General features: G+C 68.4%; 14 protein-coding genes. 4 read left to right on the top strand and 10 right to left on the bottom strand.

The genetic code is table 11. The features are described 5' to 3' along the window. Positions 1-19 precede the first annotated feature (19 nt). Positions 20-2,023 (top strand): bifunctional DedA family/phosphatase PAP2 family protein, encoded by a 2,004-nt coding sequence (locus HDC96_RS11880; protein ID WP_179460155.1) that lies wholly within the window; start codon positions 20-22, stop codon positions 2,021-2,023. 51 nt (positions 2,024-2,074) lie between these two features. On the opposite strand, the gene HDC96_RS11875 is transcribed toward HDC96_RS11880, so the two are convergent. The 3 genes from HDC96_RS11875 to HDC96_RS11865 form a co-directional block, all read right to left on the bottom strand. Further along, positions 2,075-2,653 carry an LON peptidase substrate-binding domain-containing protein gene (locus tag HDC96_RS11875; RefSeq protein WP_179460154.1) on the bottom strand — a complete coding sequence of 193 codons (579 nt, stop codon included), beginning with the start codon at positions 2,651-2,653 and terminating at the stop codon, positions 2,075-2,077. Between the two features lie 12 nt (positions 2,654-2,665). Continuing rightward, a complete protein-coding gene (gene mpl / locus HDC96_RS11870) occupies positions 2,666-4,030 on the bottom strand; it encodes a UDP-N-acetylmuramate:L-alanyl-gamma-D-glutamyl-meso-diaminopimelate ligase (protein WP_179460153.1) in 1,365 nt (454 codons plus the stop codon). A gap of 335 nt (positions 4,031-4,365) precedes the next feature. Then, complete coding sequence (locus tag HDC96_RS11865; protein ID WP_176988293.1) at positions 4,366-4,929, bottom strand: adenylate kinase; 564 nt, start codon at positions 4,927-4,929, stop codon at positions 4,366-4,368. Between the two features lie 141 nt (positions 4,930-5,070). On the opposite strand from HDC96_RS11865, the gene HDC96_RS11860 reads away from it, so the two are divergent. Continuing rightward, entirely contained in the window at positions 5,071-6,327 is a 1,257-nt protein-coding gene (locus HDC96_RS11860) for a 6-phosphofructokinase (protein ID WP_179460152.1), read from the top strand. Between the two features lie 141 nt (positions 6,328-6,468). Here HDC96_RS11860 and HDC96_RS11855 read toward each other — a convergent pair whose 3' ends face one another. Further along, positions 6,469-6,972, bottom strand: a complete 504-nt coding sequence (locus HDC96_RS11855; protein WP_179460151.1) for a hypothetical protein — start codon at positions 6,970-6,972, stop codon at positions 6,469-6,471. Between the two features lie 345 nt (positions 6,973-7,317). Here HDC96_RS11855 and HDC96_RS11850 point away from each other — a divergent pair, with 345 nt between their 5' ends. Further along, positions 7,318-9,345, top strand: coding sequence for a sodium-translocating pyrophosphatase (locus tag HDC96_RS11850; RefSeq protein ID WP_179460150.1), 2,028 nt, complete (start codon positions 7,318-7,320; stop codon positions 9,343-9,345). 63 nt (positions 9,346-9,408) lie between these two features. On the opposite strand, the gene HDC96_RS11845 is transcribed toward HDC96_RS11850, so the two are convergent. The 5 genes from HDC96_RS11845 to HDC96_RS11825 form a co-directional block, all read right to left on the bottom strand. Then, positions 9,409-10,137 (bottom strand): energy transducer TonB, encoded by a 729-nt coding sequence (locus HDC96_RS11845; protein WP_179460149.1) that lies wholly within the window; start codon positions 10,135-10,137, stop codon positions 9,409-9,411. After that, positions 10,134-10,559, bottom strand: a complete 426-nt coding sequence (exbD, locus tag HDC96_RS11840; protein ID WP_179460148.1) for a TonB system transport protein ExbD — start codon at positions 10,557-10,559, stop codon at positions 10,134-10,136. Before exbD ends, HDC96_RS11845 begins: the two co-directional genes overlap by 4 nt. A gap of 9 nt (positions 10,560-10,568) precedes the next feature. Further along, on the bottom strand, positions 10,569-11,300 hold the full coding sequence (exbB, locus tag HDC96_RS11835) for a tonB-system energizer ExbB (protein ID WP_179460147.1): 732 nt from the start codon (positions 11,298-11,300) through the stop codon (positions 10,569-10,571). Between the two features lie 112 nt (positions 11,301-11,412). Then, positions 11,413-11,805 (bottom strand): YbaN family protein, encoded by a 393-nt coding sequence (locus HDC96_RS11830; RefSeq protein ID WP_179460146.1) that lies wholly within the window; start codon positions 11,803-11,805, stop codon positions 11,413-11,415. A gap of 49 nt (positions 11,806-11,854) precedes the next feature. Further along, the gene (locus HDC96_RS11825; RefSeq protein WP_179460145.1) at positions 11,855-12,442 is read right to left on the bottom strand and encodes a biliverdin-producing heme oxygenase; all 588 of its coding nucleotides are present in this window, start codon (positions 12,440-12,442) and stop codon (positions 11,855-11,857) included. 163 nt (positions 12,443-12,605) lie between these two features. Between HDC96_RS11825 and HDC96_RS11820 the strand changes: the two genes are divergently transcribed. Next, positions 12,606-12,863, top strand: a complete 258-nt coding sequence (locus HDC96_RS11820) for a DUF2789 domain-containing protein (protein ID WP_179460144.1) — start codon at positions 12,606-12,608, stop codon at positions 12,861-12,863. Positions 12,864-12,956: 93 nt separating this feature from the next. Here HDC96_RS11820 and HDC96_RS11815 read toward each other — a convergent pair whose 3' ends face one another. After that, the gene (locus HDC96_RS11815; protein ID WP_179460143.1) at positions 12,957-15,872 is read right to left on the bottom strand and encodes a TonB-dependent receptor; all 2,916 of its coding nucleotides are present in this window, start codon (positions 15,870-15,872) and stop codon (positions 12,957-12,959) included. Positions 15,873-15,964 lie beyond the last annotated feature (92 nt).

Here is a 15,964-nt window from a genome sequence, read left to right as displayed (position 1 = left end):
CCCCCTCTATAATCCCCCTATGGACTCGTCATGGATCGATGCCACGCTTGCGTGGATCTCAGCTCACCCCGTGCTTGCCGGTGCGGTCATCTTCCTCATCGCGTTCTGCGATGCGGTCATCGTGCTGGGCGCGATCGTGCCCGCGTTGCCGCTGCTGTTCGCGGTCGGTGTGTTCATTGGCCTGGGCCAGATCTCCGGACCGTATGCGGTCGCCTGCGCAGCCCTCGGCGCGTTTGCCGGCGATGGCATCAGCTACTGGATCGGGCGGCGCTGGGGCGATCGCCTGCGGGGGTTCTGGCCCTTCAGCAAATACCCGCAGCTGCTCGACCGTGGCGAGACGATGTTCCGCCGCAATGCGTTCAAGAGCATCCTGGTGGCGCGCTATGTCGGCGCGATCCGTCCGTTCGTGCCCGCCATCGCCGGCATGATGAAGATGCCGCTGTCGCGCTACATCCAGGCCAGCGGCATCGCCAGCCTGTCCTGGGCGGTGCTGTTCCTCGCGCCCGGCTGGGTGCTCGGCGAGGCCTATGACGCAGTGGCTGCGGTCGCCGGCCGGCTGGTGATGGTGCTGGCCCTGCTCGGCGTGATCATGGGCCTGGTCTGGGCGATCGTGCTGTATGGCTACCGCTGGTCGGCCTCGCGCATGGACAGCTGGCTCGCCAGCCTGCTGGCCTGGTCGCAGCGGCACCCGACGCTGGGCCGCTATTCGGTGGCGGTGTTCGATCCGCAGCGGCGGGAGTCGGTGCCGTTGGCGATGCTGGCGGTGATGCTGCTGCTGCTCGGCTGGGGCTGGTTCGCGCTGTTGATGGCCGTGGTCGCCCACGGCGAACCGCTGATGGTCGATCTGGCCGTGCACCACGCGATGCTGGCGCTGCGCAATCCGCTGGCCGATTACCCGATGGCCGCGCTGGCCTCGTTGGGCGCCTGGCAGGTCCTGCTGCCGGCCACCGCCGCCGGCATGGGCTACCTGGTCTGGCGCCGGCGCTGGATGGCGGCGGCCCACTGGCTGGCCGCGCTCGCCTTCGGCCTTGCACTGTGCAAGCTGCTCGGCGCGACGGTGGACGTGGTCCGCCCGCCGGATGCGAGCAGCGGTTTCGGCTTCCCGTCGGTCTCGGTGACGATGGCCACGATCACCTTCGGCTTCTTCGCCGTGCTGATCGCGCGCGAGCTGCCGGGCCGCACGCGCGTCTGGCCTTACCTGCTCTCGGGCATCATCGTCAGCCTGATCGGCTTCGCGCGCATCTACCTCGGCGCGCATTGGCTGAGCGATGTGATCGGCGGCATGCTGTTCGGCCTGTTCTGGCTGCTGGTGCTGGGCATCGCCTACCGTCGCCGCTTCAACCGCTCGTTCTGGGTCAAGCCGGTGGCGTGGCTGTTCTACGGCACCTTCGCCATCGCCGCGCTCTGGTATGCCCCGCGCAACATCCCGGTCAAGCTGGCGCGTTTCGAACCGGCCCAGCCGACCCCGGCGCCGCTGGATGCCCAGGCCTGGTGGACCACCGAATGGCAGCACCTGCCCTCGCGCCGCAATGAGTTCGATGACGATCAGCGCTGGCCGCTGGATGTGCAGGTGGCCGGTCCGCTGGCCCCGCTGCAGCGTCGACTGGAAAGCCAGGGCTGGCGCGTGCAGCCGCAGGCCGGTTGGGAGCAGGCGCTGTTGATGCTCGACACGTCCGGCGACAAGGACACCGTGCCGGTGCTGCCGGCCACCTTGGACACGCAGGTCGAGTCGCTGCTGATGCTGCGCGCGGGCAATGCGCCCAACGAGATCTTCGCGCTGCGCCTGTGGCCGGCACCCGCACGCCTGGCGGCACCGGACAACGAACCGCTGTGGCTGGGCAGTGCGCAGACGCTGCACTACCAGCAGCACTTCAAGCTGATCGGGATGTGGCGGCCGATGCGTGGCATCGACCCGTCGCTCAATGCGGTCCGCCAGGCCCTGGAGGGCCTGCCGCAGCAGGTCGATACCCATCCGGACACGGAGATGCCGGTACTGCGCGTGCGCATGCCCCCGGCGGAATGAGGCGGCGGCGGGGCGTCCCCGGCCGATCGTGCAGCGGGGCCACGCCCCGCGTTACGGCATCCAGTCCAGCAGCGCCTGCAGGCGCTGGTGCGGATCATCGCGCTGCAGCAGCTGCAGGCGCTGTGCATCCTGGAGCGGCAGCAGTTCGGCCAGGCGCCAGCCGACCCAGCTGGCCTGCTCCATCTGCGCCGGGCTGACCGGGGCGAACGCGGCGCCCGCCTGCTCGATGATGTGCTCGAGCACCGTCGCCATCAGCGCGTGCTCGGGCTGCAGCTCGTCGTCGCTGTCGGGCGCGCACCAGGTCACCTCGGCGATGATCAGTCCGTTGTCGCGCACCCGGCTCCGTTCGACATGGAAGCGGCGCTGGCCGCGCAGGCGCAGCACCAGCACGCCATCGGCACCGACGTCGAAATCCTCGATCCGCGCCTCGACCCCGTATGCGGCGGGCAAGGCCGGCGCGCCGACCTCCTCGCCGTCCAGGATCAGGCAGACACCGAACGCGGTGCCCGCCCGGCTGCATTCGCGCAGCATGTCCAGATAGCGGCGCTCGAACACCCGCAGGCCCAGCGCCGCACCGGGCAGCAGCACGGTATGCAGCGGGAACAGGGGCAGCGAAGCGGTCTCGGTCATGGCCAGCGGCACTCAGGGCTGCTGAAGCTGCGCCAGGAAACGACGCGGGGCGCCGTCGAACCCGCCGTTGGACATGAACACCACATGGTCGCCCGGCGCGGCGATCGCGCCCAGCTGGGCCAGCAGCGCATCGGTGTCGGCTACCGCATGTGCCTCACCCCGCACGGCGGCGATCACGGCGGCGGCATCCCAGGCCAGCTCGGGGCGATGCAGGAACACCACCGCGTCGGCACCGTCCAGCGACGGCGCCAGGGCCTGCGCGTGTGCGCCCAGCCGCATCGAATTGCTGCGCGGCTCCATCGCCACCACGATGCGGGCATCACCGACCTTGGCCCGCAGGCCGTCCAGCGTGGTGCTGATCGCGGTCGGGTGGTGCGCGAAATCGTCGTAGACGGTGATGTCGCGCGCCTGGCCGATCACTTCCAGCCGGCGCTTGACGCTGCGGAACGCGGCCAGCGCCGGGATCACCGTGGCCAGCTCGACGCCCACTGCATGCGCGGCAGCCAGCGCGGCCAGGCCGTTGAGGACATTGTGGCGGCCGAGCAGCGACCAGCGCACTTCACCGACCCGTGCGCCGCGATGGTGCACGACGAACGCGCTGCCATCGGCTTCGACCAGTTCGGCGTGCCATTCCAGCGACGGATCGAAGCCGAAGCGCTCCACCGGGGTCCAGCAGCCCATCGCCAGCACCTCGGCGAGATAGGCATCTTCGCCATTGACGATCAGGCGCCCGCGCGCGGGCACGGTACGGATCAGGTGGTGGAACTGGCGCTGGATCGCGGCCACGTCCGGGAAGATGTCGGCGTGGTCGTATTCGAGATTGTTGAGGATCGCCACCAGCGGCCGGTAGTGCACGAACTTGCTGCGCTTGTCGAAGAACGCGGTGTCGTACTCGTCGGCCTCGACCACGAACTCGCGGCCGCTGCCCACGCGCGCGGACACGCCGAAATCCTCGGCCACGCCGCCGATCAGAAAGCCCGGTTCACGCCCGGCGCTGTGCAGCAGCCAGGTCAGGATGGTGGTGGTGGTGGTCTTGCCGTGGGTGCCGGCCACGGCCAGCGTGTCGCGGCCCGGCAGCACCTGCTCGGACAGCCACTGGGCGCCCGAGATGTAGCGCTGCCCGGCGTCCAGCACCGCTTCCACGGCGGGATTGCCACGCGACAGGGCATTGCCGATCACCACCTCGTCGCAGTCGGGCGCCACGCTGTCGGCGCGGTAGCCGGGATCCAGCGCGATGCCCAGGCGTTCGAGCTGGGTGGACATCGGCGGATAGATCGCCTGGTCGCTGCCGCGGACCGTATGGCCCTTCTCGCGTGCCAGGGCGGCGACGCCGCCCATGAAAGTGCCTGCAATGCCAAGAATATGAATCGTGCTCATGCGTACGATTGTCGCCGATCACCAGCGTCGATGGAGATCGCCGTCAGACAACTCCTAGTCGACTATCAGAAAAGTTCAGCAGGGTGTCGGGGAATTCCCGATAGCGCCGTACTGTGAAGACGGACACAATTTGCGTGGCCAGCCGTAGTACCCCATTGGTCCTACTCCCCAAGAGGCCATCCCCAGGGGGGCTCATGCTGCGGGGCTCTGAGCAAGCCCGCTCGCTGGCACCTTCAAACCCACGCGCCTGGTCCCTTCGGGGGCCGGGCGCGTGGGTTTTATCGATCCTGCACACGCGGCGCGGGTGCGGTGCCGCCGCAGCGGCACCGACCGGCTCAGGCCTGGATCGCGGCGCGGATGCGCGCTTCCACATCGTTCAGTTCGCCCACGCCATCCACGCGTGCGAGCGTGCCGCGGCCGGCATAGAAATCCACCACCGGCGCGGTCTGGTCGTTGTAGACCTGCAGGCGCTGGCGCACGGATTCGGGGTTGTCATCGGCGCGGCCCTGTTCGGCGGCGCGGCCGGCGATGCGCTCGACCAGCAGTTCGGTCGGCACGTCCAGCTGCACGACGGCATCCAGCGGCTGGCCGATCTTGGCCAGCAGGGCGTCGAGCGCGTTGGCCTGGGCCACGTTGCGCGGGTAACCGTCGAGGATGAAGCCCTTGGCCACGTCGTCCTGGCCCAGGCGCGACTCGAGCATGCCCAGCAGGATGTCATCGGACACCAGGTTGCCGGCATCCATCACGGCCTTGGCCTGCTTGCCCAGCTCGGTGCCGGCGGCCACTTCGGCACGCAGCAGGTCGCCGGTGGAAATGTGCGCAATCGACAGGTGTTCCTTCAGGCGCGTCGCCTGTGTCCCCTTGCCCGAACCGGGCGGTCCCAACAGAACCAATCGCATCAACCTGACTCCAACTTGGTAAGAAAATGGAAGGGCGCGCGCCCCGGGATTGTCCACAATCACGCTGCACCGCAATACGCGCACTTTACCCCATACCGGTAATGTCTCTGCAATGTCCTTCCCCCAGACCAAGGTCGCACCATGCCCAACGGTACCCTGCTCTACGCCCAGTCAGGCGGCGTCACCGCCGTCATCAATGCCACCGCCTCGGCGGTCATCAGCACGGCCAGGGCCAAAGGAATCAAGGTCTTGGCCGCGCGCAACGGCATCCTCGGTGCGCTCCGCGAAGACCTGATCGACACCTCCCGGGAGACCGCCGCCGCCATCGCCGCGCTCGCCCACACCCCGGGCGGTGCGTTCGGCTCATGCCGCTACAAGCTCAAATCGCTGGAGGCCGACCGCGGCAAGTACGAGCGCCTGCTCGAGGTTCTGCGCGCCCATGACGTGCGCTGGTTCCTCTACAACGGCGGCAACGATTCAGCCGATACCGCCTGGAAGGTCTCCCAGCTGGCCAAGGCCTTCGACTACGACCTGACCTGCATCGGCGTGCCCAAGACGATCGACAACGATCTGGCCGTGACCGACACCTGCCCCGGCTTCGGCTCGGCGGCCAAATACACCGCCGTCTCCGTGCGCGAAGCCGCGCTGGACGTGGCCGCGATGGCCGAGACCTCGACCAAGGTGTTCGTCTACGAGGCGATGGGCCGCCACGCCGGCTGGCTCGCCGCCGCCGCGGGCCTGGCCGGCCAGGACGCCGACGACGCCCCGCACATCATCCTGCTGCCCGAGCGCGCCTATGACGAGGCCGCGTTCCTGGCCAAGGTGAAACAGGTGGTCGAGCGCGTGGGCTACTGCGTGGTGGTGGCTTCCGAAGGCATCCAGACCGCCGATGGACGCTTCGTCGCCGATGCGGGCGGCGGCACCGATTCGTTCGGGCATACCCAGCTGGGCGGCGTCGCTTCGCAGCTGGCGGCGCGGGTCAAGGATGCGCTGGGCTACAAGGTGCATTGGACCCTGCCCGACTACCTGCAGCGTTCGGCGCGCCACATCGCCTCGAAGACCGACTGGGAACAGGCGCAGGCGGTCGGCAAGACCGCGGTGCAGTTCGCGCTGAAGGGCCAGAACGCGGTGATGCCGGTGATCGTGCGCACCAGCGATAAACCGTATCGCTGGAAGATCGAGGCCGCGCCGCTGCACAAGGTGGCCAATCACGAGAAGAAGATGCCGGCCGGCTTCATCCGGCGCGACGGCTTCGGCATCACCGACAGGGCCCGCGCCTATCTGGCCCCGCTGATCAAGGGAGAAGCCCCGTTACCGTACGGGCCCGATGGACTGCCGAAGTACGTGACGCTGAAGAACGTGGCAGTCAAGAAGAAGCTGCCTGCTTTCGAGGCATGAACGACCCCGGTAGTGTCGGCCGCTGGCCGGCATCGCGGTGTGCGGAAGAGGCCTGGGAGCCGGCCAGCGGCCGGTCTCACCGGGCATCTGACGGTCCGCGTGGAGCCGGCCAGCGGCCGGCACTACCGGGGTGTGGTCAATTCAGTTGCAGGCCTTGCCTTCGACCTTCATCTGCGCGGCGAACATCGGCACCTGGGCGATCTTGCCGGCCGCGGCCTGCTTCTTGGCATCTTCCAGGTAGATGCGCGACTGGCCCTGGCCATCCAGCTCGGGCTTGGTGGTGACCGGCATGCGCCACACACGGACGACGGCCTGCTGCGCCGGGCACGACGCATTCGGCACGCGGATCACGTCATTGAGTTTCCAGCCCTTGGCTGCGCTGGGCTGCGCCTTGTCGTAGTCGACGAAACGGGCACGCGGCTGGCACTGCTCGCTGGTGCGCACCAGGGCGAATGTGTACGGCTGGGCCGCTTCACCGGTGAACACGCCTTCCAGCCGCGCGCAGGCTTCGGGAATCTGGCGCAGGGTGTGGGCCGCGCCCACCGCCTGCGGGGTGCCCGCGGCGCGCTGCAGTTCGGGGGTCTCGGCGGCGAAGGAGGACACGGCGGGCAACAGGGCCAGCCACAACAGATGACGGGGGGACATGGCAGGACTCCAACGGCTGGGGATGGGCCGAGGCTGCCAGTGGGTGGCTGAACGGCGTGGCAAAGGCGGCTCTTCGTCCGGATCGGATCTGCGTGGTTGCCGGCCAGCGGCCGGCACTACCCATGTCACTGACAGTTCGGCCTCGCGCATGCGGTTTGTAATCCTTGCTGGCATGCATCGAGGATTTGCCCGCATACTCGGGTCACCAGGGATTGCTGAACACCGCCACACGCTTGAAGACCGGGCACGGTCTGAACGGGTTGGTTCATGGTTGCAGCCCGTTGTGCCCCCGCGTGGAGAAGTTCATCCGTTCACTGGATGTCATTCCATCACCCGGGAGGGGACATGCTGGAACGTTACGGGCTTTCTCTGGCGCTGTTCTGCGCCATTCTCGCGATTCTCTACGGCATCGTGTCGGCACGCTGGATCCTCCGGCAACCGGCCGGCAATGCCCGCATGCAGGAAATCGCCGCCGCCATCCAGGAAGGCGCGCGCGCCTATCTCAACCGTCAATACCTGACCATCGCCATCGCCGGTGCCGTGCTGTTCGTGCTGGTCGGTTTCTTCCTCAGCTGGTACACCGCGATCGGCTTCGCGATCGGGGCCGTGCTCTCCGGCGCGGCCGGCTACATCGGCATGAACGTGTCCGTGCGTGCCAACGTGCGCACGGCCGAGGCCGCCCGCAACGGCCTGAGCGCGGCCATGGACGTCGCCTTCCGCGGCGGTGCGATCACCGGCATGCTGGTGGTCGGCCTCGGCCTGCTGGGCGTGGCCGGGTATTACGCGCTGCTGCTGAAGCTGGGCCTGGATGTCGCGCAGACGCTGCATGCGCTGGTCGGGCTGGCGTTCGGCTCATCGCTGATTTCCATCTTCGCGCGACTGGGCGGCGGCATCTTCACCAAGGGCGCCGACGTCGGCGCGGACCTGGTCGGCAAGGTCGAGGCCGGCATTCCCGAGGATGATCCGCGCAACCCGGCGGTGATCGCAGACAACGTCGGCGACAACGTCGGCGACTGCGCCGGCATGGCCGCCGACCTGTTCGAAACCTATGCGGTCACGGTGATCGCCACGATGCTGCTCGGCAACCTGATGATCGCCGAGGCCGGTGCCAACGCGGTGCTGTATCCGCTGGTGCTGGGCGGAGTGTCGATCATCGCCTCGATCATCGGCGCGCTGTTCGTCAAGGTGAAGCCCGGCGGCTCGATCATGGGCGCGCTGTACAAGGGCGTGATCGTGTCCGGTGTGCTGGCGGCGATCACGTTCTACCCGATCACCACGCAGTTGATGCCGGACAACGCGCACGGTGCGCTGAACCTGTATTTCTGCGCCTTGATCGGGCTGGTGCTGACCGGGCTGATCGTGTGGATCACCGAGTACTACACCGGCACCCAGTACAAGCCGGTGCAGCACGTGGCGCAGGCCTCCACCACCGGCCACGGCACCAACATCATCGCCGGCCTCGGCGTCTCGATGAAGTCCACTGCCCTGCCGGTGATCGCGGTGTGCGTGGCGATCTGGCTGGCGCACTACTTCGGTGGCCTGTACGGCATCGCCATCGCCGCGACCGCGATGCTCTCGATGGCCGGCATGATCGTGGCGCTGGATGCCTACGGCCCGATCACCGACAACGCCGGCGGCATCGCCGAGATGGCCGAACTGCCGCCGGAAATCCGCGACATCACCGATCCGCTGGATGCGGTCGGCAACACCACCAAGGCGGTGACCAAGGGCTATGCGATCGGCTCGGCCGCCCTGGCCGCGCTGGTGCTGTTCGCCGATTACACGCACAACCTGCAGGCCGCCAATCCCGGCGAGGTCTTCGCCTTCGACCTGTCCAACCATGAGGTGATCATCGGCCTGCTGATCGGCGGCCTGATTCCCTATCTGTTCGGCGCGATGGCGATGGAAGCGGTGGGTCGCGCGGCGGGGGCGGTGGTGGAGGAAGTACGCCGCCAGTTCCGCGAAATTCCCGGGATCATGGACGGCACCGGCAAGCCGCAGTACGACCGTGCGGTGGACCTGCTGACCCGCTCGGCGATCCGCGAAATGATCATCCCGTCGTTGTTGCCGGTCGCGGTCCCGGTGGTGGTCGGCCTGCTGCTCGGGCCGCGTGCGCTCGGCGGCCTGCTGATCGGCACCATCGTCACCGGCCTGTTCGTGGCGATCTCGATGACCACCGGCGGCGGCGCGTGGGACAACGCCAAGAAGTACATCGAGGATGGCCACTTCGGCGGCAAGGGCAGCGAGGCGCACAAGGCCGCGGTGACCGGCGATACCGTCGGCGATCCTTACAAGGACACCGCCGGCCCGGCGATCAATCCGCTGATCAAGATCATCAACATCGTGGCCCTGCTGCTGGTGCCGCTGCTCTGAGGAATGACGGACGCGCTGGCCTCATGCCAGCGCGTCCGTGCAGCGCGTGCGGGTCGCCATGCCTCAACGCCGCCGGAGGAAGAACGTCACCGGCACCATCACCTCCACCGGGTCGCCGGTGATCTCCGCGGGCGGCGGTGGCAACGGGCTGCCGCGCCGCACCGTGGCCAGGGTCTCCTCATCCAGCAGCGCATGCCCGCTGCTCTGGCCCAGCCGGATGTTGGAGGCGTTGCCCTGCCGGTCCACCGAGAAGCGCACATAGGCCACGCCCTGCTGGCGCAGGCGCTCAGCCTGGCGCGGGTAGCGGCGGTACTGTTCCAGATGGCCCAGCAGCAGGCCCTGCCAGGTGACGGCCGCAGGGCCCTGGCGGCCGGCAACGGTCTGCGTGGCGGCGTAGCGCTCGGACGGGCGCGCCGACACATCCGGCGGTGCGAGCGTCTGCGCCACGTTGTGCTGGTCGGTCGGTTCTTCTTCGCGGGGTGTCTCGCGGCGCAGGACGTCCTGCGCGTCCGACGTGTCGTCCGGCGGGAGATCGACCTTGGGCACCGGCGTGGGCTCGGGCCGATGCTGCTCCTGCTGCAACGGCCCGGGCGGCATCTCCTTCGGTGGCGCGGTGGGCGCCTCCGGGACCGGCGCCAGCTCCACCATCACCGCTTCCGCCGGCATATCCCTGACCAGCACCGGCGCACGCTGCTGCCACCACACCGCGCCGCCGATCAGCAGCGCATGCGTGGCCAGCACCAGCGCCAGGCTGCCCGCCCAACGCAGCGATGCGGGAGTGTCGCGGCTCATTCGCTGCGCTGCTCCACGCCAACCAGTGCGATCCGGCGATACCCGGCGGCGCGCAGCGCGTTCATGGTCTGCATCAGCTCGCCATAGGGCACGGCCTGGTCGGCGCGCAGGTAGATGCGCTGCGCGTGATCACCGGCGGTCAGCCGTTCCAGCATTTCTTTCAGCCTGTCCGTGCCGACCGGCACGTCATTGATGCTCAGCGACAGATCGGCCTGCACCGAGAGGAACACCGGTTCCCCATCGCGCGGCTGCGGCTGTGCGGTGCTGGCCGGCAGGTCCACCGGCGTATCCACCGTGGCCAGCGGCGCGGCGACCATGAAGATGATCAGCAGCACCAGCATCACATCGATGAAGGGGGTGACGTTGATCTCGTGGCTTTCTTCCAGCGCGTCGTCGTCGTGGCGGGCGGTCTTGATGGCCATGGCCGCTCCTCAACGCGCGTCGCGCGCGGCAGACGCGTTGCCGCGCCGGTCCAGATCGCGCGAGACCAGTTGCTGCACCCCGGCGGACAGATCGCCCAGCAGCCCGCGGAGGCCGGCCAGCACGCGGGTGAAGTGGTTGTAGATCACCACGGCGGGAATCGCCGCGACCAGGCCCAGCGCGGTCGCGAGCAGCGCCTCGGCGATGCCCGGGGCGACCACGGCCAGGTTGGTGGTGTTGGCGTGGGCGATGCCGATGAAACTGTTCATGATCCCCCACACCGTGCCGAACAGGCCGACGAACGGCGCGATCGCGCCGATGCTGGCGAGCAGGCCGACCCCGCTGCGCAGCTGCCGCGCGTGCGCCAGTTCAATGCGCTCCAGGCGCGAGGCGACGCGCTCCTTGATGCCGACCGGATCGTGCGCGTCCTGCGACAGGCGCAGCTCGGTGCGGGCCGCGTCGATCAGTTCATGGGCCGCGCCCTCGTCGAGCAGCGCATGCGTCTGTGCCGCCGGCAGGTGCGCCGACTGCAGCAGCAGCGCGCGGGCCTGGCGCAGCCGCGTGCGCTGCCGGCCCAGTTCCCAGGTCTTGGCGACCAGCACCGTCCAGGTGGCGATCGAGGCGAGTGCCAGCCCGATCATCACGGTCTGCACCACGCCGTCGGCGGCCTGGTACATGCCCCAGGGGGTCAGGTCATGCGGCAATGCCGCCACGGCGGCAGGAACATTGATCGGGAGGGTCATCAGCAGGGTCGTCTGTCAGGGGCGTCGCGGCGCGAGCGGCGCCGGAGGCAGGAGGGAGGCGGAGAAGTATCGGGGTGATGCGGTGCGGATCCGCGCAGGCGAGGCACTGCGTTCAGCGCTCCGACGGGGGAACCGGCACGCCGGGCGGCCGTGGCGCGGGCCGCGACAGCACATACACCGCGCTGGCCGCGAAGAACACCCCGACGCCAAGCAGCAGCGGCCAGGACGGATGCGCGCCCCAGCAGAACATGACGAAGCCGAACGCCATGCCGGCGCCGGCGAAGGCCTTGCCCTTGCGGCTGATCGCGCCCTGCTCGCGCCACAGGCGCAGCGGGGGCCCGTAACGGGGGTGCTCGAGCAGCCGGCGTTCGAACTTCGGCGAGCTGCGCGCGAAACAGCCGACGGCCAGGATCAGGAAGATCGTGGTCGGCATCACCGGCAGCAGGGCGCCGATGACGCCCAGCGCCACCAGGATCCAGCCCAGGCCGAGCCAGAGCCAGCGCATCACGGGCAGCCGTGGGGGTCCGGCACCGCGGGCGTGGCGCGGGCGGCGATCATGCGAATTCTTCCTCGACATGGCCGTGCACGCTGCGGAAGGCCGCATCGGCCGCATCGATCACCTGCTGCTCCTGCGCGGCGGTCAGCACCACACCATCCAGCGCGGCAGTGAACTCGCGCCAGTGGCGGGCCGCGCCATCCGGATGCGCGGCCAGATGGCGCGCGCCAAAATCGCTGTCCAGACCGAGCCTGGCCGCCATCTTGTACAGCACGGTGCCACCGAGGTTGGAGCCTTCGGCGACGTACAGCCAGCCCAGCGCGGCCGGCAGCGGCAGATCGCCATCCAGGCGGGTCGACGCCGGCAGCGGCTGGGTCTGTTCGAGGTCGGCCAGATCGCGGGCGATCAGCGGCAGACGGCGGCGCTCGTCCAGATCGGGCAGGAGCGCGTCCAGCGCGGGGTTGCCGTAGAGCGCATCAATATCGCGGTGGAAGCGGTACTGCACGCGCAGGAATTTTGCGAACAGCTCGCGGCTGGCGAAGATGTCGCCGGCCATGATGCGCTTGTCCAGCGCGCCATGGCTGTCGCGGGTGGCGGCCTTGAGGCGTTGGCTGCGGGTGGCTTCGGGAGTATCGATGACGATCATGGCAGTGCTTGCAGGGGAAGTGGGCGCGGTTCTCTGTTGAAGACGTCTGGCACGGGTGCAACCCCAAGCCCGTGTCGCGTGGACCCGTGTTGCGTCCGTCACATGCCACCGTCACGGCGTTGCCCCGATAATACGGACCACGCCCTGCCACTGGAATGACACGATGATCACGACCGAACCGCGCATGACCAACCTGTTCCTGCAGCTCGGGCTGGACGCCAGCGAGGCGGCGATCGCGGCCTTCATCCGCGACCACCAGCTCTCCAACGAGATCCGCCTGATCGAAGCGCCGTACTGGAACGACGGTCAGCGCCAGTTCCTGACCGAGCAGCTGCGCTCGGATGCGGAGTGGGCGATCGTGGTCGATGAGCTCAGCGAAGCCCTGCACGCCGATGCGACCCAGCAGGCCAACGCCGGCTGATCGGTTGCGCGATCCTGACAGCGGCCGGGCACGGTGTGTGCCGGCCGGATGCACGCAGGGGCCGGCAATGCCGGCCCCTGTCGTGTCCGGGCATCAGTAGCGGTAGGTCAGCGCCAGCCGCACGGTCCGGCCCGGTGCGGGCATCACGCCCAGCGCCAGCGGATCGAGATAGTAGCGATCGGTCAGGTTGTCCACGTTGAGGTCCACCGCGAACTGCTCGCTGGCCTGCCAGCTGGCGAACAGGTCGACGATGGTCGCCGGGCGGTACAGCTGCTGGATCGCCGAGAGACCGACGTTCCATTCCTTGTCCAGCCTGCTGATCGGGCCAGCGTTGTGGATCACCCGGGTGCCAACGCTCAGACGCTGGTCGAACAGCCGCGAACCCAGGGTCAGGTTGACGGTGTAGCGCGGCGGGTTCTGGGTGTTGCTGTACGACCCTTCGAAGCCACCATCGACGCAGTCCGGCGTGTTCTTCAGCTCCTCGATCTTCCGCTGGATGCCGTAGGCGCGGCGCTCGGCGGCGATGTCCGGCGCACAGGTCTTGGCCTGGAAGTAGTAATGGGCGGACAGATCGGCGAACACCGTGCCCCTGTCATAGCTGGACTGCAACTCCACGCCGGAAACCTTGAAGCGGTCCACGTTGCGGATCAGGCCGGCCGACAGGGTGCGGTAGTCGCGGGTGATCAGATCATCGATGCGCGTATTGAAGTAGGCCAGCTTGAACCCGGCCTGGTCGCCCTCGGTGAACAGGCCGTGCCGCACCGTGCTCGCGCCGATTTCCCAGCTCCCGGCCCGCTCCGGCTTGAGCTCACCGGTCGGCTTGGCCGCGGTGAACAGGCCCAGCGTGGTCTCGAACAGGCTGGGCAGCTTCACGCCTTCGGCGTACTTCACGTACACCATCGTGTCTTCATCAAAGCGGTAGGCAACGCTGGCGCTGGGCATGAAGGCACTGTCGCGGCGACGGATCGGCTGTGACCAGGTCCAGCTGACCGGCACGCGCAGATCTTCGGCGTCATCCGCATCGTAGAAGTTCCAGCCGGTGATGTCGCCGACCGTGCCCTTCTCGTACGGCGAGGCCAGCAGCGAGGCCTCGGTGAACTGGCCATTGGCATCCGGATACCAGTTCAGCATGGCGATGCGCTTGGCCCGCCATGCCGGCAGGTTCGGGTTGCCCTCCAGCAGCTGGGTGTAGCGGTACTGACCGATCACGCCGTAGCTATCCGGCGTGGCCAGGCGGTTGCGGTCATGCACGTTGACGCGGTTGTACCGCCCGCCGAGGACCACTTCCCAATGCTCGTCCGGTTGCCATTTGACCGAGGCCACCGCGCTGTATTCCCTGCGCTCGGCGTTGCGCAGGAAGCGGTTGTTGACCAGGTCGTCGTGCATGACCGGCGAGTGCGGGCCGGGGCCGACGTCCTCGTCGCTGAAGGACAGGCCGTAGTCCAGCGTGAACAGGCCGGCACCGGACGCCAGGTGCGTGGTGTTGCCCACGTCGAAGCCGAGCCGGGTCTGGGTCAGCTCGTTGCGGTAAGCGTCCTTGTAGCCCGGATCGGTGTTGAACGACGGGCCGTCGTACCACTCGGTGCGGCGATCGAAGTACCACGGCGTGATCCCGGTCAGGCCGTTGTACATCAGGCTGTCGGCGTCGGTGTACCAGAGGTTGGCCTTCAGATCGATCAACTCGTTGTCCGGGTTGAAGCGGTAGCGCAGGTTGTAGGCATCCATGTCGACATGGCCCGGATCCCACTGCGGCACGCGGTCGCGGTCCACGCGGATGATCTGCGAGGCCATGATCTCGCCGGCGGTGCCTTCATAACGGCGATAGCCGGCTTCCAGCGTCTGGTTGTCATCGATGCGCCAGGTGCCCTTCAGCAGGAACGACTCCGAGCGGGAGGAGGTATTGAACACCTCGGTGTCCGGCGGATTCAACGGCGCCAGGGTTCGGCGGGTCTGCGGGAAATCATCGTAGCCGTGCTTGCCCGAGAAATAGTTGCCGTTCTCGCGCCAGGCATAGGCCGCCACGAGGTCGAAACGATCCCAGTGCCTGGCGGTGGCGATGTTGAAGAACTGGCTGCCCAGCGCGCTGCGGTCGGTACGCGGTGCGGCGTCGTAGGCGGGCACGTTGTTGGCGCTGGCATTGGCCATGCCGGTGCGCACGCGCAGCCCGGCATCGCGGCCGTCGCGCAGCACGTCCTCGATCTTCAACGTTTCCATCTCGACCACGCCGCCGATGCCACCGGAAGCGTTGACGCCCAGGCTCGGCCCCTTGGTGATGGTGACGTTGGAGATCAGGTCCGGATCGAGATACGTGCGCTGCGACTGCCCCGCGTAACCGCGGTAGGTGTCCATGGTCGACTGCCCGCCATCGATGATCACCGGAATGCGGCTCTGGCCCTGGATGCCGCGGATGTTCACGTCCAGCGCGTTGGCGGTACGCGGGTCACCTGCGGTGACGCCGGCCACGCCCTTGACGATGTCCGCAGTGGAGGTACCGCGGAAGCGTTCGAGGGTGGCGCGCGCGATGTAGGCGCTGGAGCCGGCGGTGCGGTACACATCCAGCGCGCGTTCGGCATCGCTGCCGCCGTCGATGCGGTCACCGGCCACGCTCAGCGCGTCGGTGACGATCAGGCCATCGTCACCAGCCGCCACCGCCGCGCGCTCCAGGGTCACCGCGTCGGGGCCTACCGGGCGCATGCTCAGCCCACTGCCCTGCAGCAGGCGCAGCAACGCCGCCGGCGCGTCCATCTGCCCGGTCACCGGGCTGGAGATCACCCCCTCGGCCAGCGCGGCCGGATAGGCGACCTGCACACCGGACTGGCGCATGTAGGCGCGCAGCGCATCGGACAGCGGCTGGGCGGGAATGTTGAAACGCAGGGTTGCCGCAGCAGACGTCGGGCCGGACTGGGCCAGTGCCGACAGTGCGGGCGCGGCCGCCAGGCCGGCAGTGAGCAGGGCGATGCAGAGACGTGACGGGCGCGGACGATGGCCCGCGCGGGTGGAGATGCGCATGGAAAAACCTGTCAGAGGATCAGTGCCGCAGAGGCGGGTCACCCGCACGCAGGTGCGGATGCAGCGGACGTACGTGGCGGCGGCGGGTACGT

The organism is Stenotrophomonas sp. JAI102 (assembly GCF_013409105.1).
GTDB classification, from domain to species: Bacteria; Pseudomonadota; Gammaproteobacteria; order Xanthomonadales; family Xanthomonadaceae; genus Stenotrophomonas; species Stenotrophomonas maltophilia_AA.
The sequence above is the reverse complement of the archived record's forward strand: the minus strand, read 5'-3'. Positions and strand labels throughout refer to the sequence as shown.

What these genes read in the sequence shown, in the direction of transcription:
- HDC96_RS11825 (WP_179460145.1), bottom strand. Translation starts at nt 12,442, where the DNA reads ATGATCGTCATCGATACTCCCGAAGCCACCCGCAGCCAACGCCTCAAG.
- HDC96_RS11830 (WP_179460146.1), bottom strand. Translation starts at nt 11,805, where the DNA reads ATGCGCTGGCTCTGGCTCGGCCTGGGCTGGATCCTGGTGGCGCTGGGC.
- HDC96_RS11855 (WP_179460151.1), bottom strand. Translation starts at nt 6,972, where the DNA reads ATGTCCCCCCGTCATCTGTTGTGGCTGGCCCTGTTGCCCGCCGTGTCC.
- HDC96_RS11815 (WP_179460143.1), bottom strand. Translation starts at nt 15,872, where the DNA reads ATGCGCATCTCCACCCGCGCGGGCCATCGTCCGCGCCCGTCACGTCTC.
- HDC96_RS11875 (WP_179460154.1), bottom strand. Translation starts at nt 2,653, where the DNA reads ATGACCGAGACCGCTTCGCTGCCCCTGTTCCCGCTGCATACCGTGCTG.
- HDC96_RS11820 (WP_179460144.1), top strand. Translation starts at nt 12,606, where the DNA reads ATGATCACGACCGAACCGCGCATGACCAACCTGTTCCTGCAGCTCGGG.
- HDC96_RS11845 (WP_179460149.1), bottom strand. Translation starts at nt 10,137, where the DNA reads ATGAGCCGCGACACTCCCGCATCGCTGCGTTGGGCGGGCAGCCTGGCG.
- HDC96_RS11865 (WP_176988293.1), bottom strand. Translation starts at nt 4,929, where the DNA reads ATGCGATTGGTTCTGTTGGGACCGCCCGGTTCGGGCAAGGGGACACAG.
- HDC96_RS11880 (WP_179460155.1), top strand. Translation starts at nt 20, where the DNA reads ATGGACTCGTCATGGATCGATGCCACGCTTGCGTGGATCTCAGCTCAC.
- mpl (WP_179460153.1), bottom strand. Translation starts at nt 4,030, where the DNA reads ATGAGCACGATTCATATTCTTGGCATTGCAGGCACTTTCATGGGCGGC.
- exbB (WP_179460147.1), bottom strand. Translation starts at nt 11,300, where the DNA reads ATGACCCTCCCGATCAATGTTCCTGCCGCCGTGGCGGCATTGCCGCAT.
- exbD (WP_179460148.1), bottom strand. Translation starts at nt 10,559, where the DNA reads ATGGCCATCAAGACCGCCCGCCACGACGACGACGCGCTGGAAGAAAGC.
- HDC96_RS11860 (WP_179460152.1), top strand. Translation starts at nt 5,071, where the DNA reads ATGCCCAACGGTACCCTGCTCTACGCCCAGTCAGGCGGCGTCACCGCC.
- HDC96_RS11850 (WP_179460150.1), top strand. Translation starts at nt 7,318, where the DNA reads ATGCTGGAACGTTACGGGCTTTCTCTGGCGCTGTTCTGCGCCATTCTC.